The following is a 20,544-nucleotide window of genomic DNA, read 5'->3' as shown; positions in this document are numbered from 1 at the left end:
CCGCGATCACTGTCGCGGCGGGGGCGGACGGCCGTTCACCCTCTTCTACGTCACCGCGCCGCGGCGCGCTGGAGGGCGCTGGCGAGGAGGGCGAGGTCGGTGGGGCCGTTGCCGAGTTCGCGGACGGGGCGGCGGGCGGGTGGGGCGCCGAGGGTGTGGGGGTCTATGGCGACGACGGTGGGGCGCAGGGTGGCGGTGCGGGGGATGCGGCCGCTGATGCGCGCCGCCTGGAAGGCGGTGACGCCGCCGTCGGGGAGGCGGAGGTAGCCGCGGCCGGGGGTGGTGTCGGGGAGGGCGGCGGCGTCGCCGAGGTGGATGAGGAGGTCGGAGTCGGCCGGGTCGTCGGTGCGCAGGGCGATCCGCAGCAGGGCGGCGTCGTCGACCTCGGTGCCGGTGGTCTCGTCGGGGCGCCCGGTGGTGACGGCGAGGTGGATGCCGAGCGGGCCGCCGCGGCGGGCGACGGCGGCGAGGGCGCGGGCGAGGGGGCGGCCGGCCGGGGAGGTGGGGGAGAGCAGGGCGTCGTAGTCGTCGACCACGACGACGAGCCGGGGCGGGCACGGCCCGGGGACGGCCACCGGGGCGGCGGGGGACTCGGGGCTGCGCGGGTGGATGACGCGGGGCGTGGCCGGGGCGGCCGGGCCGGTCGGGGCGCCGACCGCGGCGGGGACCGGGACGGGCTCCCCGTCGAGGATCCGGGCGGCGTGCCAGGAGGCGAAGTCCAGCCCGTCGAAGAGCCGCTCGCGCAGCGTCAGCTCGTCCTCCAGTGCCTCGGCGGCGAGCAGCGCGGCACGCGGGTCGGCGGCGGCGTTGACCCGGCCGGTGACGTGCGGCAGCTCGCCGCACCCGGCGAGGCCGTCCTCGGTGGCCCGCCCCTCGACGATGGTGACGGCGAGGCGTTCGGGCCGCTCGGAGGCGGCCAGCGAGGCGACCAGGGTGCGCAGCAGCTCGGTCTTGCCGGAGCCGCGCGCGCCGCCGATCAGCAGGTGCGGCCCGCCCGGGTCGGGGGACGGCAGGGTGAGCTCGGGGTCGGCGAGGTCGAGGACGCACAGCTCGTCGCGGGTGGTGCCGAGCAGCGCGGTGGCGGCGCCGATGCCGCCGGTGTGGGCGGCCCAGCGGGCGGACAGCTTGGCCGGGGTGACGGTGTCCAGCTGGAGCAGGTCGAGCAGGCGCAGCGCGTCCGGCAGCGGTCCGCGGTTGGCCGGGGTGGCCTCGCGCAGCGGGGCGAGGACCCGGGCGAGCCGCTCGGCCCAGGCGTCCGAGACGGCGTCCAGCGACACCTCGTGCAGGGTCTCCCGGCCGCGGGCGACCGGGCCCGGGCGGTCGATCGAGAGCTGGGTGCCGACCTCGCCGGTGATCAGCGCGGTGGCGCCGAGGCCGCGGGGCAGCAGTTCGGGCTGTTCGGCGAGGCAGACCGGGAAGATCCCGACCGCCGGGCCCTGGCGCAGCAGCAGGTCGAGCGCCAGCCGGGCGGACTCGGTGCCCGGGCGGCCGTCGACCACGACGACGCTGGCGGGGTGGCCGCCGAGGCCGACCGGGCCGCTGAGCCGGGCGGTGAGCTCGGTGAGCCGGGCGGTGGCCTGCTCGTCGTCGAGGCCGAGCAGCAGCCGGCAGTCCTGGCCCTCGGCGGGCCGCAGGTGGGGCAGCCACAGGGACCAGGCCCAGGTGTCGGCGCGGTCCTGCGGGGTGCGGAGCGGGTCGGCGTCGACCACCACCAGGCTGAGCCCGGTCGGCGGGTGCAGGGCGGCGAGCTGGGCGACGACGGCGCGGGTGAGCGCGTCGAGGCGCTCCCGCGGGCCGCTGAGGCCGAGGCTGCCGGCGGTCTGCAGGTCGACGGTGACCGGGACGGCGGGCAGCACGGTGCCGGGGGAGGTGCCGGGGCCGCCGGGCCGGTCGGCGGTGCCGAGCCGCAGGGTGAGCGCGTCGGGGTGGCCGGGGCCGCGCTCCCAGAGCCGGGGGCCGGGGCCGAGGGCGTTGAGCAGCAGGGTGGCGAGGTCGGGCCAGCGTTCGCGCTGGGCGGCGGCCTGCCGGGTGCGGACGGCGGCGTGGTGGCGCTCGGCGCTCTCCTCGGGCGGTTCGGCGGCGGAGCGGCCGAGGCGCAGCGAGAGCAGGCCGCGCCCGCGCCCGGCGGGTGGCTCGGGGGCGGCCGGCGGTTCGGCGGCGGGCGGGGCGGGGCGGACCGGGGCGGGGGCGGCGAGCTGGAGGTGGCCGTGGCCGTCGGGCAGCGCGGCGCGGGCGGGTGTGCCGGAGCCGTCGCGGGGATCCGGGGCGACGATCCGCAGGGTGGTCTCGCCGATCCGCAGCAGGCCGGTGCCGTCCAGCGGGACGGCCTCCTCGGGCGGGCCGGGCGGGACGATCCGGCCGTCGACCGTGGTGCCGTTGGTGGAGCCGAGGTCGCGGACGGTCACCGTGCCGTCGTCGGCGAGGTGCAGGGCGAGGTGGAGCCGGGAGACGTCGGGGTCGTCGACCGGCACGTCGGCCTCGCCGGAGCGGCCGACCCGGATCTCCCGGCCGTGCAGGCGGTGCACGCCGCCGGCGTCGGGGCCGCCGACGACGCGCAGCTCGGCGGCGGCCGGGGTGTCGTCGGGGTCGTCGGCCGTCGGGTCGGGCTCGTTGAGCGAGAGCACGGCGCCGTCGAGCAGCGGTGGGTGGCCGAGCAGTGTGTGCTCGTCGACCCGGTGCGCCCCGGCGTAGAGGTGCACATGGGTCGCGGCCCGTGGTCCGCGCACGCCCACGGCGCCGGCGAGGGCACCCGCCAGGGAGCCGAGCGCGGTGCCGACGGGGGCGGTGACCAGCACGTCCACGTAGGGGATGGCGGAGCCGGCGGCTGCCGGGCCGCTGCGCGGTCGGAGGACGGTCAGCCGGATCTGCATCTCGCCCGCGGTCCCTTCTGCTGGTGTGACGCCTTGTGCCGTTGTCCGGGGCCGCCGCGGGGGTGCGGAGGGTGGCCGCGACACCGCTTGGGCCACAGGAGTGGCGAGTGTCATCCTGCCATCCGTCACGGACAGTCCGCGCACCGTACCGGATTTGACGATCTTGCGATCATCGCCATGGTGGAGGCGACGGGGAATCAGGTCAACCGGCGCCCGGAAGGGCAGACCCCGAGGCTCCCGTGGAACCGTCCGCGAACGCTCCGGGTCTTCCCGTAGGGGATGTCCCCCAACCCGGGCGAAAGCCCCTGCCGGTCGCCCCGAAAACGTCGACGGACCCCGTTAGAGTGGCCCGAATACACGGGCCCGGCAGGCTCACCGCACCGGCGGAGGAGCGCCCCGCGCGGGCGGCACGACGAGGAGTGCGACAGGTGCGGCCAGTCGGCAGCAAGTATCTGCTGGAGGAGAACCCCCTCGGACGGGGCGCCACCGGCACCGTGTGGCGCGGCCGGGTCCGCGCCGACGTCGAGGTCCCCGGCAGCGCGCCCGGGCAGCTGGTGGCGATCAAGATCCTGCGCGAGGAGCTCGCCGCCGACCCGGACGTGGTGATGCGCTTCCTGCGGGAGCGCTCGGTGCTGCTGCGGCTGACCCACCCGAACATCGTCAAGGTCCGCGACCTGGTCGTCGAGGGCGAGCTGCTGGCCCTGGTGATGGACCTGGTGGACGGCCCGGACCTGGCCCGCTACCTGCGCGGCAACGGCCCGTTCAGCCCGATCGCCGGCGCGCTGCTGATGGCCCAGGTCGCCGACGCGCTGGCCGCCAGCCACGTCGACGGCATCGTGCACCGCGACCTCAAGCCGGCCAACGTGCTGCTCGCCACCGCCGTCGTCGACGGCACCGAGCAGATGCACCCGATGCTGACCGACTTCGGCATCGCCCGGCTCGCCGACTCCCCGGGGATCACCCGCAGCCACGAGTTCGTCGGCACCCCCGCGTACGTCGCGCCGGAGTCCGCCGAGGGCCGGCCGCAGACCTCGGCGGTGGACGTCTACGGCGCCGGGATCATGCTGTACGAGCTGGTCACCGGCCGCCAGCCGTTCCAGGGCGACAACCCGCTGGCGGTCCTGCAGGCGCACCTCGCCCAGGAGCCGCAGCGGCCGTCCACCATGCCGGAGCCGCTCTGGACGGTGATCGAGCGCTGCCTGCGCAAGGACCCGGCGCAGCGGCCGAGCGCGGTGTCGCTGGCGGGCGCCCTGCGGGTGGTCGCGGCCGGGGTGGGCGTGCACGCCTCCCCGGCGGCGGTGGACGCGGCGCTGGCCGTCGGCGCGCTGCTGGTGCCGGACCCGCAGCCGGCCGCGGTGCCGGGCGGGCCGGTGGGCGTGCCCGGGCTGTCGGCGGACGCGCCGTTCGGCGCCGAGGACCGCACCCAGGTGCTCCCGGCCGGCCAGCAGCCCGGTCAGCCGGGCCAGTACGACCCGGCGGCGGCGACCCGGGTGATGGGCGCCCAGCCGCCCCCGTACGACCCGGCGGCCGCGACCCGGGCGATGCCGCCCGCCGCCGCGCCGCCGCCCCCGCCCGGCCCGCCGCAGGCCGAGGCCCCGCACCCGTGGCAGACCCAGCTGCGGGCGGCCCGGGACCGCAACCAGCAGACCGAGATCGCCTACTACGGGCCCGAGGACTTCGAGGAGCCGCCGGTCGCCCCGCCGCCCTACCAGGCGGGCGGCCGCCCGCCCCAGGGCGCTCCGCAGGGCTACCAGCAGCCGGGGCAGCAGCCCCCGGGCGGCTACCGGCAGGCCCCGCCGCCCGGCTACGCCCAGCGTCCGCCGGTCGCCCCGCCGCCCTACCAGGGCGGCCACGGTGGCCAGGGCGGTCACGGCGGCGGACCCGGCCAGGCCGGTGGACGCCCGCAGCCGCCCGGCGGCTACAACCAGCCCCCGCAGCCGGCCCCGCCGTACGGCCGCCCGCAGCGGGCGCAGCAGCCCCCGGCCGCCCCGCCCGGCGGCCACCGCTCCGCGCCCGCCCCGGCCCCGCAGCACCCGGCCCCCCGGCAGGCGGCCCCGGCCGCCCCGCCGCGCCGGGCCGAGCCGCCCGCGCCGCAGCACCGCGAGCCCCCGCAGCGCCGCGCCGAGCCGCCGCGCGAGGCACCCCGGGAGGCTCCGCGCCGCGAGCCGCGTCCGCGCAGCCGCAACCGGATGTACATCCCGGGCCTGGGCTGCCTCAAGGGCTGCCTGATGGTGCTGCTGGTGCTGGCGGTGGCCGTGCTGGCGCTGTGGAACTTCACCCCGCTGCCGGACTACTGGGCCAACGTCCAGGACTGGTTCTCCAGCGCGAAGGACTGGGTGACGGAGCTGTTCGGCAGTACGAAGAACTGACGGACGCGCAGGACCGGCGGATCGCGGAGGGGGCTTTCGATGAGGGTGCGACACAGGTCCGGACGGCCGGGAGCGGCGTTGCCCGGCCTGCTGCTCGCCGTGCTGGGGGCGCTGCTGCCGGCCGGTCCGGCGGTGGCGGCGCAGACGGCGCAGAGCGTGCACTGCGGCCGGTACGAGACGGTGCCGGTGGCCGGCGGGCGGTACGTGGTGGACAACAACGCCTACGGCCCGGGGACGAACACCTGCCTGGCCACCGACGGCGGCGCCGGGTTCACCGTGCACTCCTCGGACGCCGCCGCGAGCCCGCCGGCCGGCCCGGTCGCCTACCCGGAGATCTTCGACGGCTGCCACTGGAACACCTGCTCCACCGGCAGCGCGCTGCCGCTGCGGGTCTCCGAGCTGGGGCGGGCGACCAGCAGCTGGTCCACCACGCTGCCCGCCTCGGGCGACTTCAACGTGGCCTACGACCTGTGGTTCCACACCTCCCCGGCCACCCCCGAGGCCAACGGCCAGCCGGACGGGGCCGAGCTGATGATCTGGCTGGACCGCCGTCCGGCCGGGTCCGGTCCCACCGGGTCCACCGCGTACGTCGGCGGGACCGGCTGGACCAGCTGGCAGCTCACCATCGCCGCCAACGACCGGCAGTGGCCGATGGTCGCCTACCAGGCGCAGACCCCGGTCGACTCGGTCACCGACCTCGACCTGCGGGCCTTCGTCCGGGACGCGGTGGCCCGCGGCGTGGTCAGGCCGGAGTGGTACCTGGTCTCGATCGAGGCCGGCTTCGAGCTCTGGAGCGGAGGTGCCGGCCTGCGGACCGACTCCTTCGCCACCGACGTCCGGCCGGGGCGTCCCACCGGCCCGGTCGGCGCGCCCGGCGGCCAGTGCCTGGCCGACCTGCCCGGCAGCGTCGCGGGCGGGCCGGAGCCGGTCGCACTGCTGGCCTGCGACGGCTCGCCCGAGCAGCAGTGGACCGTGGAGACCGACGGCACGCTGCGGCACGCGGGCAAGTGCCTGGGCACCGACGGCAACGCCGCGTCGCTCAACCCCTGCAACGGTTCGCCGTACCACGTCTGGCTGGTCGGCCTGGCGGGCGCGCTCTGGAACCAGGGCGCCGCGGGCTGCCTGCGCGACCCCGCGGCCGGGACCGCGCCGGGCGGCGGCGCCGACCTGGCCGGCTGCGACGGGTCGGCGGGCCAGCGCTGGACGCTGCCGGCCGTCGTGGTCTGACGGGGAGTCCGAGCCTCCCGTCGGCAGGATTGACGCTTTGTCGACAATTCGCGGGAATTCCTGCCGCCCGGTACCCGCCGAGCACCCCCGGACGACCCGCGGAGGGTGTTCGGGCGCGTAGGTTGGTCGCTGTTGTCCCGCCCCACCGAGCGCTCCGGAGCTTCCCGGAGCGCTCCCGCCGCCCACGGAGCAGCATTGGCACGCAAGATCGGCAGCCGCTACACCGTCCACCAGGTGATCGGCCGCGGCTCGGCCGGGACGGTCTGGCTCGGCGAGGGTCCGGACGGCCCGGTCGCGGTCAAGCTGCTGCGCGAGGACCTGGCCGCCGACCAGGTGCTGGTCGGGCGCTTCGTCCAGGAGCGCGCCGCGCTGACCGGCCTCGACCACCCCCGGGTGGTCGGCGTGCGCGACATGGTCGTGGACGGCAGCGACCTCGCGCTGGTGATGGAGCTGGTCCAGGGCACCGACCTGCGCTCCCGGCTGGAGCGCGACGGCGCGCTGCCCCCGCAGATCGCCGCCTCGGTGATCGCGGACGTCGCCGACGGCCTGGCCGCCGCGCACGCGGCCGGCATCGTGCACCGGGACGTCAAGCCGGAGAACGTGCTGCTCGACCTCACCGCCGCCCCCGGCCCGGGCGGCGCCCCGCGCGCCAAGCTGACCGACTTCGGCGTGGCCCGGCTGGTCGACGCCCCGCGCCGCACCCGCGCCACCCGGATCATCGGCACCCCCGACTACCTCGCCCCCGAGATCATCGAGGGCCTGGAGCCGCGCGCCGCCGTCGACATCTACGCCCTCGCCACCGTGCTGTACGAGCTGCTGGCCGGCTTCACCCCGTTCGGCGGCGGCCACACCGGTGCGGTGCTGCGCCGGCACGTCACCGAGCAGGTGCCGCCGATCCCCGGTCTGCCCGACGGCCTGTGGCGGATCATCGCCGAGTGCCTGGCCAAGGCCCCGGCCTCCCGGCTGCGCGCCGCCGAGCTGGCCGCCCGGCTGCGCGAGCAGCTGCCGGCCCTGGCGGGGCTGCCGGTGCTGGCCGTCCCGCAGCAGGGCCGGGCGCCCGTCGAGGAGCAGCTGACCCCGGGCGAGGCCGTGTACGCGGAGGTGGACGCCGCCCCCGGCACCCACAAGCGCCGCCGCGGCCCGGCCGTCCCGCTGGTGCCCGGCGTCGCCCCGGACTCCACCCGGGACACCCACACCAGCCTGCGCCGCCCCTCCGCGAACGAGCTGGCCTCCTACGCGGCCGAGTCGCGGGCCCAGCGGACCGCCCCGGGGGCGGCCCACCGCCGGGACCGCCAGGCGCTGCTGCGCCGCCGCCGGGTGCTGGCGGTGCTGGTGGCGGTGGTGCTGCTGCTGGCCGGCGCGGCCGCGGCCTGGACCGCCTTCGCCGCCACCGCCCCGGACCCCGGCCCCGGGCCGCGTCCGGCCACCGCCTCCGCGGCGCCGCGGGCCCCGTAGCCGGACCCCCGGCGGGCAGCCCGGGGCGCGCTCCGGGGCCCGGCCGAGCCGGTCGTGGACGGGTCGTCGGCCGGTCACGGGCGGGCCGGACGCACCCGCGGTCGTCAGAAGCCTCCCGGGAACCATTACCCTGGGGGCGTGGCAGCCGTCGATCCTTCCGAAGAGCTCAAGAACCTCGAAACGACCATGGGGTCGATCGAGGCCGTCCTCGACCTGGACAAGATCCGGGCCGACATCGCGCGTCTGGAGGAGGAGGCAGCCGCCCCCGACCTGTGGGACGACCTGGCGAACGCGCAGAAGGTGACCAGCAGGCTCTCCTTCCTCCAGGGCGAACTGCGCAGGGTCGAGGGCCTCCGCGGCCGCATCGACGACCTGGGCGTCCTGTTCGAGCTGGCCGAGGCCGAGGACGACGCGGACACCCGCGCCGAGGCCGAGACCGAGCTGGCGGCCGTCGCCAAGGCGGTCGAGGAGCTGGAGGTCCGCACCCTCCTGTCGGGCGAGTACGACGCCCGCGAGGCGCTGATCAACATCCGCGCCGAGGCCGGTGGCGTGGACGCCGCCGACTTCGCCGAGCAGCTGATGCGCATGTACCTGCGCTGGGCCGAGCGGCACGGGTACCCCACCGAGGTGTACGACACCTCGTACGCGGAGGAGGCCGGCATCAAGTCCGCGACCTTCACCGTCAAGGCCCCGTACGCCTACGGCACCCTCTCGGTCGAGCAGGGCACGCACCGCCTGGTCCGCATCTCCCCGTTCGACAACCAGGGCCGCCGGCAGACCTCGTTCGCCGGTGTCGAGGTGCTCCCGGTCGTCGAGCAGTCCGACCACGTCGACATCGACGAGTCGGAGCTGCGCATCGACGTCTACCGCGCCTCCGGCCCCGGCGGCCAGGGCGTCAACACCACCGACTCGGCGGTGCGCATCACGCACATCCCGACCGGCGTGGTGGTCTCCTGCCAGAACGAGCGCTCGCAGATCCAGAACAAGGCGTCCGCGATGAACGTCCTCCAGGCCAAGCTGCTGGAGCGGCGCCGCCAGGAGGAGCGCGCGGCGATGGACGCGCTCAAGGACAGCGGCAGCTCCTGGGGCAACCAGATGCGCTCCTACGTGCTGCACCCGTACCAGATGGTCAAGGACGTCCGCACCGAGTTCGAGGTCGGCAACCCGCAGGGCGTGCTGGACGGCGACATCGACGGCTTCATCGAGGCCGGCATCCGCTGGCGCAAGCAGCGCGAGACCGCCGCGCAGTAAGCGGTCACGGGGGACGGCCCCCCGCGCCCCCGTACGACGGAACGAGCGAAGGCCCCCGACCGGTGAACCGGTCGGGGGCCTTCGCTCTCGTCTCTCAGGCCAGCGCCTGCCGCGCGATCAGCGCCACCGCGAGCAGTCCGGCCAGTACGGCCAGCAGCATCGCGGGCGTGAGCGCGGCGAACGGACCCTGCTGCTCCTGCAGCCGGGCCCGGGTGGCACGGCACGCGGGGCAGCGGCCCTCGCTGACGCGGCCGTTGCAGTGGGCGCACACCAGATGGTCGCAGGTCATGCGATCTCCTCCTCGCTGCTACTGCAAACGCACCGGACCGGGCCTTGGTTCCTTCTCGTGCCCCGTGCGGCGGAGCGGTCGGGCCCGACCGCACCCTCCACTGTGCCAGGTTCCCGGCGTTCCGGCCCCCGGGCTGTGAGATGGCTCCCAATTTTCGGGGCATATCCGGTCATTCTCCCCCAGCTGCGCGGCGCTGTCGCGGTCGGAACCTGCGGGCCGGGCGCCCGTTCGCGTATGGTCCCAAGCCGGGAGCGGCCGTACCGCTCCCCTCGCCCGCCCCGGGCCGGGCATGCCGAGGGGCGGACCGACCCAGGACTGGCGCCGCCTAGGATGGCCTCCGTGATGCAGCCGTGATCAGATTCGACAACGTCTCCAAGACCTATCCCAAGCAGAACCGTCCCGCCCTGGACAACGTCTCGCTGGAGATCGAGAAGGGTGAGTTCGTCTTCCTGGTCGGCTCGTCCGGCTCGGGCAAGTCCACCTTCCTGCGCCTCTGCCTGCGCGAGGAGCGCCCCAGCAACGGCGAGGTGCACGTGCTGGGCAAGGACCTGGGCAAGCTGTCCAACTGGAAGGTGCCGCACATGCGCCGCCAGCTGGGCACCGTCTTCCAGGACTTCCGCCTGCTGCCCAACAAGACGGTCGCGCAGAACGTCGCGTTCGCACTGGAGGTCATCGGCAAGCCGAAGAGCGCCATCAACAAGGTGGTGCCCGAGGTGCTCGACCTGGTCGGCCTCGGCGGCAAGGAGGACCGCATGCCGGGCGAGCTGTCCGGTGGTGAGCAGCAGCGCGTGGCGATCGCCCGGGCGTTCGTCAACCGCCCGATGCTGCTGATCGCGGACGAGCCCACCGGCAACCTCGACCCGCAGAACTCGGTCGGGATCATGAAGCTGCTCGACCGGATCAACCGCACCGGCACCACCGTGCTGATGGCCACCCACGACCAGGCCATCGTCGACCAGATGCGCAAGCGCGTCATCGAACTCGACAAGGGGCTGCTGGTCCGCGACCAGGCCCGCGGCGTCTACGGGTACCAGCACTGACCTTTCGGCGCTGACCCCGTGGGCCGCCCGCCCGCCTCGCCCGACCAGCAGTACCGACCCTGGAGTTGTTGAACGCATGCGCGCCCAGTTCGTCCTGTCGGAGATCGGTGTGGGTCTCCGCCGCAACCTGACGATGACCATCGCGGTCGTCGTCAGCGTCGCGCTCTCCCTCGCCCTCGCCGGTGCCTCCCTCCTGGTCCGCGACCAGGTCAACTCGATGAAGGGGTACTGGTACGACAAGGTCGAGGTGAGCATCTACTTCTGCACCAAGGCCGACGCCCGGAACTCGCCCCAGTGCGACAAGGGCGCGGCCACCGACCAGCAGATCGCCGACATCAAGACCCAGCTGGACAAGATGGACTCGGTGGTCCAGACCTCGACCTTCGAGAACTCCGCCGAGGCGTACAAGCACTGGAAGGAGATGAACCCGGACAACCCGCTCATCTCCGTCCTCGGCCCGGAGGCCATTCCGCAGTCCTGGCGGGTCAAGCTCAAGGACCCGACCAAGTACGACGTCATCCAGAGCGCCTTCGCCGGCAAACCCGGCGTCAAGTCGGTCGAGGACCAGCGGAAGATCCTGGAGAACCTCTTCGGCCTGCTGAACGGCCTCCAGACGGCGGCCTTCGTCATCATGGTGCTGATGCTCTTCGTCGCCCTGCTGCTGATCGTCAACACCGTCCGGGTGTCGGCGTACAGCAGGCGGCGCGAGACCGGCATCATGCGCCTGGTCGGTGCCTCGAACTTCTACGTGCAGATGCCGTTCATCGCGGAGGCGGCGTTCTCCGCGCTGCTCGGCGCGGTGATGGCCTCCGGCCTGCTGCTCGGCGGTCACTTCTTCGTGCAGAACTGGCTCGCCGAGCGGGTGCAGTTCATCCACTTCATCGGCCTGTCCTCGGTGCTGGCGGTGATACCGCTGCTGGTCGTGGTGGGTATGGGCATGGCCGGCATCGCGGCCTTCTTCACCCTCCGCAAGTACCTCAAGGTCTAGGCCCCGACGGCCCGGACGGCCTCGAACGGTCCCGAACGGCCCCGGACGGCACTGCGCCGTCCGGGGCCGTCGGCGTTCCGTCGGCACCGCTTCGCGGGCCGGGGCGTTTCCGTGAGGTCCTAGACTCCGGACCATGCCAGTCACTCCCCGCGCGGCGCGTCAGGTGGCCACCCTCAGCGTGGTGTTCGGCGTGGTCCTGCTGGCCGGGGCCGCCACCGGCGCCTGGGGCGAACCGGGTACGACGGGGCGTCCGCCGTCCGCCGACACCGCGCAGGCCGCCGCCGCGACCGTCGGCGCCGGCCAGGACCCGGCCGGCGCCGACCTCTCCGAGCAGCAGGCCGAGCGCCTGATCGGGGCCGCCGGCGACCGCTGGGGCGCGTACTACAGCGCCCAGGAGTACGCCGAGTTCAGCCAGGGCCTGGGGGGCCGCTACCTGGGCGTGGGGCTGTCCGTGGGCCGCGGCGAGGACGGTGTCACCACCGTCTCCCAGGTGCGCGCCGCGGGGCCGGCGGCCGCCGCCGGGATCGCGGTCGGCGACCGGCTGCTGCGGATCGGCGAGGACGAGGCCGACCGGCTGCCGGTCACCGAGGTGGTCGCCCGGCTGCGCGGACGCGAGGGCGCCGAGCGGCAGCCCGGCTCGGAGGTCGTCCTGGCCGTGCGGCGCGACGACGGCGAGGAGCGCGAGGTCCGGCTGCGCCGGGCGCTGCTGGACAGCCAGCAGGTGACCGTCGAGCACCTGGCGGGCGGCGTGGCGCGGATCGCCGTGCGCGCCTTCACCTCCGGCGTGGCCGAGCAGGTGCGCGCCGCCGTGCGCGGCGCGCGGGCCGGCGTGGTGCTCGACCTGCGCGGCAACTCCGGCGGGCTGGTCGACGAGGCCGCCGACACCGCCGGGGTCTTCCTGGACGGCGGCCCGGTCGGCTCGTACCAGGACCGCGGCGGCACCCGGGAGCTGACCGCCCCGCCCGGCGGCGACCAGCACACCCCGCTGGTGGTGCTGGTCGACGGCGGCACGATGAGCGCCGCCGAACTGCTCACCGGCGCCCTGCAGGACCGCGGCCGGGCCGTGGTGGTGGGCGGGCGCACCTTCGGCAAGGGCACCGTCCAGCAGCCCAGCCGGCTCGCCGACGGCGCGGTGCTGGAACTGACCGTCGGCCGCTACTTCACCCCGGCCGGCCGCTCCCCGGAGGGCACCGGACTGGCCCCGGACGTCCCGGCGGGCGCCTCCGAGGACGCCGCCGCGCTCGCCCTGCGGGTGCTGGCCGGTCTCGGCAGCCGCGCGTAAAGGGGCTGCTCGGAACCGGGCCGAGGTGCGAGAATGACCGCGCTATGGCAAAGGAAACCGGACACAAGCTGATCGCGCAGAACAAGAAGGCGCGACACGAGTACACCATCCTCGACACCTATGAGTGCGGTCTCGTGCTCACCGGCACGGAGGTGAAGTCACTGCGCGAGGGGCGGGCCAACCTGGTCGACGGCTACGCCTACATCCAGAACCACGAGGCGTGGATCGACAACGTCTTCATCCCCGAGTACACCCAGGGGACGTGGACCAACCACGCGGCCCGGCGCAAGCGCAAGCTGCTGCTGCACAAGCTGGAGATCCGCAAGATCGAGACGAAGGTCAGGGACGCCGGCCACACCCTCGTCCCGCTGTCGCTGTACTTCAAGGACGGCCGGGTGAAGCTCGAACTGGCCCTCGCGGTCGGCAAGAAGCTGTACGACAAGCGGCAGACCCTGCGGGAGAAGCAGGACACCCGCGAGACCGCGCGCGCGGTGGCGGCGGCCCGGCGACGCCAGCGTTAATCGGCTGGACCCTCGCTGGTCGCCTCGCGTACCATGGGGCCCAGCACCACGGACGGGCTTCCGTCCGCGTTGTTTCTCAACAAAACATGGGGATGATCGGTTTCGACAGGGGATGTTGAAACAGGGGAAGCGAGCCGAGGAACGCGGCAATGATCTCGTTAACCACGTGTCGCAAAAAAATAATCGCCAACTCTAAGCGCGATTCCCAGCAGTTCGCTCTCGCTGCCTAATAAGCACCGATAGCGCTTGGGTGTCAGACCGGGGAGTTCCCGACCCGGACCCTGGCATAATCTAGGGAACTCAACCGTCCACCCGGGCTGCGGGGGTGGAGGGGAAATCAAACAGCAGCTGGGCCTGTTGGCGGCTTGTCCGTGTGACCGCCAGGGCCGAGAAAAGCACAGCGGACTGCGCTCGGAGAAGCCCTGAATTAACTCCACTGGACCCGGGTTCGATTCCCGGCATCTCCACCACCCCATGTTGACAGTGAAGGCCGTCCACCGCGTTGCGGAGGGCGGCCTTCACGTTTCCCCGGGCCGGGGCGTAGGATCGTCCGTCCGCTCGTTTCCCGGAGCCGGATTCCGCCGCAACCACCGAGGCCATGCAGAGCAACACGGACACCAGCACCACGGACACCACCGCCACCGACCACGAGACCGTGCGCGCGCGCGAGATCGCCGGTGAGCAGCGCCACCTCGACACGGTCTACCACCGGTTGGAGGAGAAGCTCGCCGAGGCCGAGTACATCCTGGAGGACGCCGCCAAGCGCGTGCACGTCGGTACCCCCGGCGCGCTCGCCGAGCGCGACGCCCAGGTGTACCGGGCCGGCGCCCACCTCCAGCGGCTCAACAACGAGTTCGAGGACTTCCTGTTCGGCCGCATCGACCTGCAGCGGCCCGACGCCCCGGAGGAGCACGGCATCCCCTCCAACACCCCGCTCGACCCGGCCGACCCGGCCGTCGCCGAGACCCTGCACATCGGCCGGCTCGGGGTGCTGGACGCGGAGTACGGCCCGCTGGTGATCGACTGGCGGGCCCCCGCCGCGGCGCCGTTCTACCGCTCCACCCCGCTGGAGCCCGGCCGGGTCATCCGGCGCCGGGTGATCCGCTCCAAGGGCCGCAAGGTGATCGGCGTCGAGGACGACCTGCTGCGTCCCGACCTCACCCCCACCCTGGACGGCGAGGAGCTGGCGGTGGTCGGCGACGGCGCGCTGATGGCCTCGCTGGGCCGCGCCCGCAGCCACTCGATGCGCGACATCGTCTCCTCCATCCAGAAGGAGCAGGACGAGGTGATCCGCGCCGCCGCGGCCGGTGCCACCCTGGTCACCGGCGGCCCCGGCACCGGCAAAACCGCCGTCGCGCTGCACCGGGCGGCCTTCCTGCTCTACCAGGACCGCCGCCGGTACGCCGGGGGCATCCTGGTGGTCTCGCCGACCCCGCTGCTGGTCTCCTACACCGAGGGCGTGCTGCCCTCGCTCGGCGAGGAGGGCCAGGTCGCCATCCGCGCGGTCGGCTCGCTGGTCGACGGCATCGAGGCCGGCACCTACGACACCCCGGAGACGGCCCGGATCAAGGGCTCGGCCCGGATGGTCCAGCTGCTGCGCCGGGCCGCCCGGGGCGTGCTGGAGCTGGGCGCGCCGCAGGAGCTGAAGGTGGTCGCCCGCGGCGAGGTGCTCAGGCTGGACGCGGGCCGGCTGAAGGCGGTGCGCGGCAACGTCATCGGCTCCGGCGGCACCCCACTCAACCTGCTGCGCCCGCGCGCCCGCCGGCTGCTGCTGGACGCGCTCTGGCAGCAGGCCGTCCGCCACCTGCCCAAGCCCGCCGACCACTACGCCCGCGAGCAGCGCCAGGAGGAGAAGGAGGCCTTCGACGACTACGTCTCGGACGAGGCGCCGTTCCTGGACTTCCTGGACGCCTGGTGGCCCGCGGTCACCCCGCGCCGGGTGCTCGGCACGCTGAAGCAGTCCCGGCACATCAACCGGATCGCCCGTCGCGCGGTCACCCCGGAGGAGGCGCGGCTGCTGGCGGCGTCCTGGCGGCACCTGTCGGAGCGCGGCGAGGGCGCCCTGTCGGCGCACGACGTGGCGCTGGTGGACGAGCTGCAGGTGCTGCTCGGCGAGCCGGCCCGGGTGAAGGTCCGCGAGGTGGACGCGGTGGACCTGCTGAGCGGCCTGGAGGAGGTCACCACCTTCGCCGACCGGTCCGCCCGGCAGCGTGAGCGCCTGCCCGTCGAGCGCGTCGAGTACGCGCACGTGATCGTCGACGAGGCGCAGGACCTCACCCCGATGCAGTGGCGGATGATCGGCCGCCGGGCCCGGATGGCCACCTGGACCATCGTCGGCGATCCCGCGCAGTCCTCCTGGCCGTTCCCCGAGGAGGCGCAGGCCGCGCTGGACGAGGTGCTGTCCGGCAAACCGCGCCGCCGCTTCACGCTGACCGTGAACTACCGCAACCCCGCCGAGATCGCCGAGGTGGCGGCCAAGGTGCTGGCGCTGGCGGCGCCGGGCACGCCGTCGCCGAGCGCGGTGCGGCACGTGGGCGTCGAGCCGCGCTTCGCGGCCGTCACCGACCCGTCGCCGGAGGCCTTCGGTGCGGGCGTCCGGGCCGAGCTGGAGCGGCTGCTGGGCGAGGTGGACGGCACGGTGGCCGTGGTGGTGCCGATGGACCGGCGGGCCGAGGCCGCGGGCTGGGCCGAGGGGCTGGGCGGGCGGGTGGTGGCGCTGGGCAGTCTGGAGGCCAAGGGCCTGGAGTACGACGCGACCGTGGTGGCCGACCCGACCGGGATCGCCGGCGAGTCGGAGGCGGGTCTGCGGGTGCTGTACGTGGCGCTGACCCGGGCGACCCAGCGGCTGACCGTGCTGTCCGGTCCGGACGACCTGCCGGACGCGGCCGGGGTGCCCGCGCTGCTGCGCGACTGACCCGCGCCACTGACGGTTCGTACGGCCGACCCGCCCCGGGCCGGCCGTACGCCGTGACGCACCGCGACCACGGCGAAGGCCCCCCACCCGGCGGGTGAGGGGCCTTCAGAAGCTACGACACCGACCCGCCATGCTCGCCTCGCGGCAAGTGGTCCCTCGAAGGGACGAAGGTTGGGCCCGGGGGCTTGGATCGAGCCGGTGTCCCGTCCAATGTAACGCATCGGGCGGTGGAGGCAAGAAGTTGTCGGGTCCGCACACTCAATGAACGTTATTTCTGACTACGCCCGAATTGGTGCGACCATCGACGTCTAGCAGACGCATGCGAGGGCTTCAACGGACTGTTGAACTCGCGGACGGACGGAAGAAGGAACGTCGATGGCGACGGTGCCCAGTGTCTCGAACTCGATCACGGTGCGGCTGGAGGTGCCCGCCAGCGGCAACGCCGTCAGCGCGATCACCACGGCGGTGGAGTCCTCCGGCGGCTCGGTGACCGGCCTCGACGTGACCTCCTCCGGCCTGGAGGCGCTGCGGATCGACGTCACCGTCGCCGCCGCCTCGGTGGCGCACGGTGAGGAGATCGTCGAGAAGCTCCGGGCGATCGACGGCGTCACCATCGGCAAGGTCTCGGACCGCACCTTCCTGATGCACCTCGGCGGCAAGATCGAGATGTCCTCGAAGCTGCCGATCCGCAACCGTGACGACCTCTCGATGATCTACACCCCGGGTGTCGCCCGGGTCTGCATGGCGATCGCCGAGAACCCCGAGGACGCCCGCCGCCTCACCATCAAGCGCAACAGCGTCGCCGTGGTCACCGACGGCTCCGCCGTGCTGGGCCTGGGCAACATCGGCCCGGCCGCCGCGCTGCCGGTCATGGAGGGCAAGGCGGCCCTGTTCAAGCGCTTCGCCGGGATCGACGCCTGGCCGATCTGCCTGGACACCCAGGACACCGACGAGATCGTGGCCATCGTCAAGGCGATCGCCCCGGGCTTCGCCGGCATCAACCTGGAGGACATCTCCGCGCCGCGCTGCTTCGAGATCGAGGCCCGGCTGCGCGAGGCCCTGGACATCCCGGTCTTCCACGACGACCAGCACGGCACCGCCATCGTGGTGCTGGCGGCGCTGATGAACGCGCTCAAGGTGGTCGGCAAGGAGATCGGCGACATCCGGGTGGTGATGTCGGGCGCCGGCGCCGCCGGTACCGCGATCCTCAAGCTGCTGATGGCGGCCGGTGTCGCGCACGCCACCGTGGCGGACGTGAAGGGCGTGGTCCACGAGGGCCGCGACGACCTCAACGACAGCCTGCGCTGGATCGCCGAGCACACCAACCGCTCGGGCCGCACCGGCAGCCTCAAGGAGGCCGTGGCCGGCGCCGACGTCTTCATCGGCGTCTCCGCCCCGAACGTGCTGGACGGCGACGACCTGGCCACCATGGCGGAGGACGCGATCGTCTTCGCGCTGGCCAACCCGGACCCGGAGGTCGACCCGGCGGTGGCCCGGCAGACCGCCGCGGTGGTCGCCACCGGCCGCAGCGACTTCCCGAACCAGATCAACAACGTGCTGGTCTTCCCGGGTGTCTTCCGCGGCCTGCTGGACGCCCAGAGCCGCACGGTCAACACCGAGATGATGATCGCCGCCGCCCGGGCCCTGGCCGCCACCGTCGGCGACGACGAGCGCAACCCGAACTACATCATCCCCAGCGTGTTCCACAAGGACGTCGCCAAGACCGTCGCCGCCGCCGTCCGCGAGGCGGCCCTGGCCGCCGCCTCGGAGGCGCCCGTGCCGTCCCGGCCGACCCCGGGCATCGTCGGCACGCTCGACACCGCCTCCTTCCCCGCCGTGAAGCTCTGACGCCGGACGGCACCGCCGGGCCCCTGCGCCGGGCCCGGCGTCGAGCTTCCACGACGGCCGGTGGCAATGTGTCGCGTATCGGTCAAATGGCCGATTGACGGTCGTACCCGCCCCTTCCCGCCCCGAACCCTTGCGACACAAGGGCGAGGGGCGTGTTTGGGCTTGTCGGACCTAGGGCGTACGGTAGCCCTGCACGGGGCAGGCGTGTCCGACAAGTACGGAACGTCCCCCTGGTCTTCCGGCGCGTCCTCCCGACCGCCGCCCGCGCCCGGTCCGCCGGAGCCGACGGAGCGTCACACCTCCGGCGGGCGGGCGCTGTTCGGGTTGTACCGCCGGGGCCCGATTGGCATTCTCGGGGCCGGTCGGGGCAGGATTCGTATCCGGGCAGGCAGGCGGGCCTTCGAAGGCACGGCGCGCGGCACTGGGTGCGGACCCGGCTCGCGACCACGCATTGCCTGCATGAGCACAGTGTGCGGACCTGCGGCCCATCCGGGTGCCCCCCGGTGGGAGCACCGATGGGCCCCCGCACACCGCAAGCGAACAGACCACAGGAGTACACATGAACCGCAGTGAGCTGGTGGCCGCGCTGTCCGAGCGCGCCGAGGTGACCCGCAAGGACGCCGACGCCGTTCTGGCCGCCTTCGCCGAGATCGTCGGCGAGGTCGTCGCCAAGGGCGACGAGAAGGTCACCATCCCCGGTTTCCTGACCTTCGAGCGCACCCACCGTGCCGCTCGCACCGCCCGCAACCCGCAGACCGGCGAGCCGATCCAGATCCCCGAGGGCTACAGCGCCAAGGTCAGCGCCGGCTCCAAGCTGAAGGAAGCCGCCAAGGGCGCCTGAACCACCCCTTGAACGCCCGAGAGGCCGGGTCCCCGTCGCGGGGGCCCGGCCTCTCGCCGTCGGCGGGGGCGCCGGTCAGGCGCCGACCAGCTCCTCGCCGACCCGCTCGCTCGGCAGCTCGACGTGGGCGCCGAGGTCGCGCAGCTTGTCCATGAAGTTCTCGTAGCCGCGGTTGATCAGGTCGATGCCGTGCACGGTCGAGGTGCCCTCGGCCGCCAGCGCCGCGATCAGGTACGAGAAGCCGCCGCGCAGGTCCGGGATGACCAGCTCGGAGCCCATCAGCTTGGACGGGCCGGAGACCACCGCGGAGTGCAGGAAGTTGCGGGCGCCGAAGCGGCACGGCGTGGCGCCCAGGCACTCGCGGTAGAGCTGGATGTGCGCGCCCATCTGGTTGAGCGCGCCGGTGAAGCCCAGCCGGGACTCGTACACCGTCTCGTGCACGATCGACAGACCGGTCGCCTGGGTCAGCGCGACCACCAGCGGCTGCTGCCAGTCGGTCTGGAAACCGGGGTGCACGTCCGTCTCCAGGGCGATCGCGGTGAGCTCGCCGCCCGGGTGCCAGAACCGGATGCCCTCGTCGTCCACCTCGAAGGCGCCGCCGACCTTCCGGAAGGTGTTGAGGAAGGTCATCATCTCCAGCTGGCGGGCGCCGCGGACGTAGATGTCGCCCTTGGTGGCCAGCGCCGCGCAGGCCCAGGAGGCCGACTCCAGGCGGTCCGGCAGCGCCCGGTGGTTGTAGCCGTCCAGCTCGTCGACACCGGTGATCAGGATGGTGCGGTCGGTGCCCAGGGTGATGATCGCGCCCATCTTCTGCAGCACGCAGATGAGGTCGACGATCTCCGGCTCGATGGCGGCGTTGCGCAGCTCGGTGACGCCCTCGGCGAGCACCGCGGTGAGCAGCACCTGCTCGGTCGCGCCGACCGAGGGGTAGGGCAGCTCGATCCTGGTGCCGCGCAGGCGCTGCTGGGCGACCAGGTAGGTGCCCTGCGGGTGCTTCTCGATGGTGGCGCCGAACTGGCGCAGCACCTCGAAGTGGAAGTCGACCGGACGGCCGCCGATGTCGCAGCCGCCCAGGCCGGGGATGAAGGCGTGGCCGAGGCGGTGCAGCAGGGGGCCGCAGAACAGGATCGGGATGCGCGAGGAGCCGGCGTGCGCGTCGATGTCGGCGACGTTGGCGCTCTCCACGTGCGAGGGGTCGAGGATGAGCTCGCCGTCCTCGTCGCCGGTGCGCACGGTCACGCCGTGCAGCTGGAGCAGGCCGCGGACCACCTTGACGTCGCGGATGTCCGGGACGTTGCGCAGTCGGCTGGGGCCCTGCCCGAGCAGGGCGGCGACCATGGCCTTGGGCACCAGGTTCTTCGCACCGCGGACGCGGATCTCGCCTTCGAGCGGGTTTCCGCCGTGGACCAGCAGGACGTCGTCGGTCATCGTTCTCGCAATCCGGGGTGCCAGAGGAGTGGGTGCGGCTCGGCGACGAGCCATGCGGTGGAACGGTTGCACGGGCGCGTCGGGCCCCCGGCGTGACCGAATCGGCACCGTGGACGGGCGTCCACCATCAGTAGATGGTAGTGGTCGTGCCGACGGTTCCCGTGAGCCTCTCCCGTGATGGTGCTCTCCCCGGGCCCCGCGGCGCGCGTCGGCGCGTCCGT

The 20,544-nt window shown here is 73.9% G+C and carries 14 protein-coding genes and 1 other RNA gene; 12 read left to right on the top strand and 3 right to left on the bottom strand.

Translation table 11 applies throughout. The features are described from left to right. Positions 1-50: 50 nt before the first annotated feature. On the bottom strand, positions 51-2,870 hold the full coding sequence (locus ACFVUH_RS34790) for an FtsK/SpoIIIE domain-containing protein (RefSeq protein WP_387917515.1): 2,820 nt from the start codon (positions 2,868-2,870) through the stop codon (positions 51-53). A 428-nt stretch (positions 2,871-3,298) separates the two neighbouring features. Here ACFVUH_RS34790 and ACFVUH_RS34785 point away from each other — a divergent pair, with 428 nt between their 5' ends. From ACFVUH_RS34785 to prfB, 4 genes are all read left to right on the top strand, one after another. Then, the gene (locus tag ACFVUH_RS34785) at positions 3,299-5,239 is read left to right on the top strand and encodes a protein kinase (protein WP_387917513.1); all 1,941 of its coding nucleotides are present in this window, start codon (positions 3,299-3,301) and stop codon (positions 5,237-5,239) included. A 78-nt stretch (positions 5,240-5,317) separates the two neighbouring features. Further along, positions 5,318-6,466, top strand: a complete 1,149-nt coding sequence (locus ACFVUH_RS34780) for a ricin-type beta-trefoil lectin domain protein (RefSeq protein WP_355372895.1) — start codon at positions 5,318-5,320, stop codon at positions 6,464-6,466. A gap of 195 nt (positions 6,467-6,661) precedes the next feature. Further along, positions 6,662-7,921 carry a serine/threonine-protein kinase gene (locus ACFVUH_RS34775; protein ID WP_387917511.1) on the top strand — a complete coding sequence of 420 codons (1,260 nt, stop codon included), beginning with the start codon at positions 6,662-6,664 and terminating at the stop codon, positions 7,919-7,921. A 138-nt stretch (positions 7,922-8,059) separates the two neighbouring features. Beyond that, positions 8,060-9,172 (top strand): peptide chain release factor 2, encoded by a 1,113-nt coding sequence (gene prfB / locus ACFVUH_RS34770; RefSeq protein WP_355372900.1) that lies wholly within the window; start codon positions 8,060-8,062, stop codon positions 9,170-9,172. A 94-nt stretch (positions 9,173-9,266) separates the two neighbouring features. Here the strand turns inward: prfB and ACFVUH_RS34765 are convergent, their stop codons facing one another. Further along, positions 9,267-9,461, bottom strand: coding sequence for a hypothetical protein (locus ACFVUH_RS34765; protein WP_355372902.1), 195 nt, complete (start codon positions 9,459-9,461; stop codon positions 9,267-9,269). Between the two features lie 350 nt (positions 9,462-9,811). Here ACFVUH_RS34765 and ftsE point away from each other — a divergent pair, with 350 nt between their 5' ends. The 8 genes from ftsE (at position 9,812) to ACFVUH_RS34725 (ending at position 18,895) form a co-directional block, all read left to right on the top strand. Beyond that, positions 9,812-10,501 carry a cell division ATP-binding protein FtsE gene (gene ftsE, locus ACFVUH_RS34760; protein WP_344325128.1) on the top strand — a complete coding sequence of 230 codons (690 nt, stop codon included), beginning with the start codon at positions 9,812-9,814 and terminating at the stop codon, positions 10,499-10,501. A gap of 76 nt (positions 10,502-10,577) precedes the next feature. After that, complete coding sequence (gene ftsX / locus ACFVUH_RS34755) at positions 10,578-11,489, top strand: permease-like cell division protein FtsX (protein WP_355372904.1); 912 nt, start codon at positions 10,578-10,580, stop codon at positions 11,487-11,489. A 133-nt stretch (positions 11,490-11,622) separates the two neighbouring features. Beyond that, positions 11,623-12,771, top strand: coding sequence for a S41 family peptidase (locus ACFVUH_RS34750; RefSeq protein ID WP_355372907.1), 1,149 nt, complete (start codon positions 11,623-11,625; stop codon positions 12,769-12,771). A 44-nt stretch (positions 12,772-12,815) separates the two neighbouring features. After that, a complete protein-coding gene (gene smpB, locus ACFVUH_RS34745; protein WP_350544683.1) occupies positions 12,816-13,292 on the top strand; it encodes an SsrA-binding protein SmpB in 477 nt (158 codons plus the stop codon). An 88-nt stretch (positions 13,293-13,380) separates the two neighbouring features. Then, positions 13,381-13,762: a transfer-messenger RNA gene (gene ssrA / locus ACFVUH_RS34740) on the top strand. A 128-nt stretch (positions 13,763-13,890) separates the two neighbouring features. After that, the gene (locus ACFVUH_RS34735; RefSeq protein ID WP_355372910.1) at positions 13,891-16,206 is read left to right on the top strand and encodes a UvrD-helicase domain-containing protein; all 2,316 of its coding nucleotides are present in this window, start codon (positions 13,891-13,893) and stop codon (positions 16,204-16,206) included. A 375-nt stretch (positions 16,207-16,581) separates the two neighbouring features. Beyond that, the gene (locus tag ACFVUH_RS34730) at positions 16,582-18,054 is read left to right on the top strand and encodes an NAD-dependent malic enzyme (RefSeq protein WP_387917509.1); all 1,473 of its coding nucleotides are present in this window, start codon (positions 16,582-16,584) and stop codon (positions 18,052-18,054) included. Between the two features lie 559 nt (positions 18,055-18,613). Beyond that, complete coding sequence (locus ACFVUH_RS34725) at positions 18,614-18,895, top strand: HU family DNA-binding protein (RefSeq protein ID WP_030308200.1); 282 nt, start codon at positions 18,614-18,616, stop codon at positions 18,893-18,895. 75 nt (positions 18,896-18,970) lie between these two features. On the opposite strand, the gene murA is transcribed toward ACFVUH_RS34725, so the two are convergent. Then, complete coding sequence (murA, locus tag ACFVUH_RS34720) at positions 18,971-20,323, bottom strand: UDP-N-acetylglucosamine 1-carboxyvinyltransferase (protein WP_355372915.1); 1,353 nt, start codon at positions 20,321-20,323, stop codon at positions 18,971-18,973. Positions 20,324-20,544 lie beyond the last annotated feature (221 nt).

The sequence above is a fragment of the Kitasatospora sp. NPDC058032 genome, assembly GCF_042885845.1.
Lineage (GTDB): Bacteria > Actinomycetota > Actinomycetes > Streptomycetales > Streptomycetaceae > Kitasatospora.
Note: the sequence above shows the minus strand (reverse complement) of the source record. Positions and strands in the feature narration are given on the sequence as shown.

Excerpts from the sequence above, each read along its gene's own strand:
- ACFVUH_RS34765 (WP_355372902.1), bottom strand. The coding sequence starts at position 9,461 with ATGACCTGCGACCATCTGGTGTGCGCCCACTGCAACGGCCGCGTCAGC.
- smpB (WP_350544683.1), top strand. The coding sequence starts at position 12,816 with ATGGCAAAGGAAACCGGACACAAGCTGATCGCGCAGAACAAGAAGGCG.
- ACFVUH_RS34735 (WP_355372910.1), top strand. The coding sequence starts at position 13,891 with ATGCAGAGCAACACGGACACCAGCACCACGGACACCACCGCCACCGAC.
- ACFVUH_RS34730 (WP_387917509.1), top strand. The coding sequence starts at position 16,582 with ATGGCGACGGTGCCCAGTGTCTCGAACTCGATCACGGTGCGGCTGGAG.
- murA (WP_355372915.1), bottom strand. The coding sequence starts at position 20,323 with ATGACCGACGACGTCCTGCTGGTCCACGGCGGAAACCCGCTCGAAGGC.
- ftsX (WP_355372904.1), top strand. The coding sequence starts at position 10,578 with ATGCGCGCCCAGTTCGTCCTGTCGGAGATCGGTGTGGGTCTCCGCCGC.
- ACFVUH_RS34750 (WP_355372907.1), top strand. The coding sequence starts at position 11,623 with ATGCCAGTCACTCCCCGCGCGGCGCGTCAGGTGGCCACCCTCAGCGTG.
- ACFVUH_RS34790 (WP_387917515.1), bottom strand. The coding sequence starts at position 2,870 with ATGCAGATCCGGCTGACCGTCCTCCGACCGCGCAGCGGCCCGGCAGCC.
- ACFVUH_RS34725 (WP_030308200.1), top strand. The coding sequence starts at position 18,614 with ATGAACCGCAGTGAGCTGGTGGCCGCGCTGTCCGAGCGCGCCGAGGTG.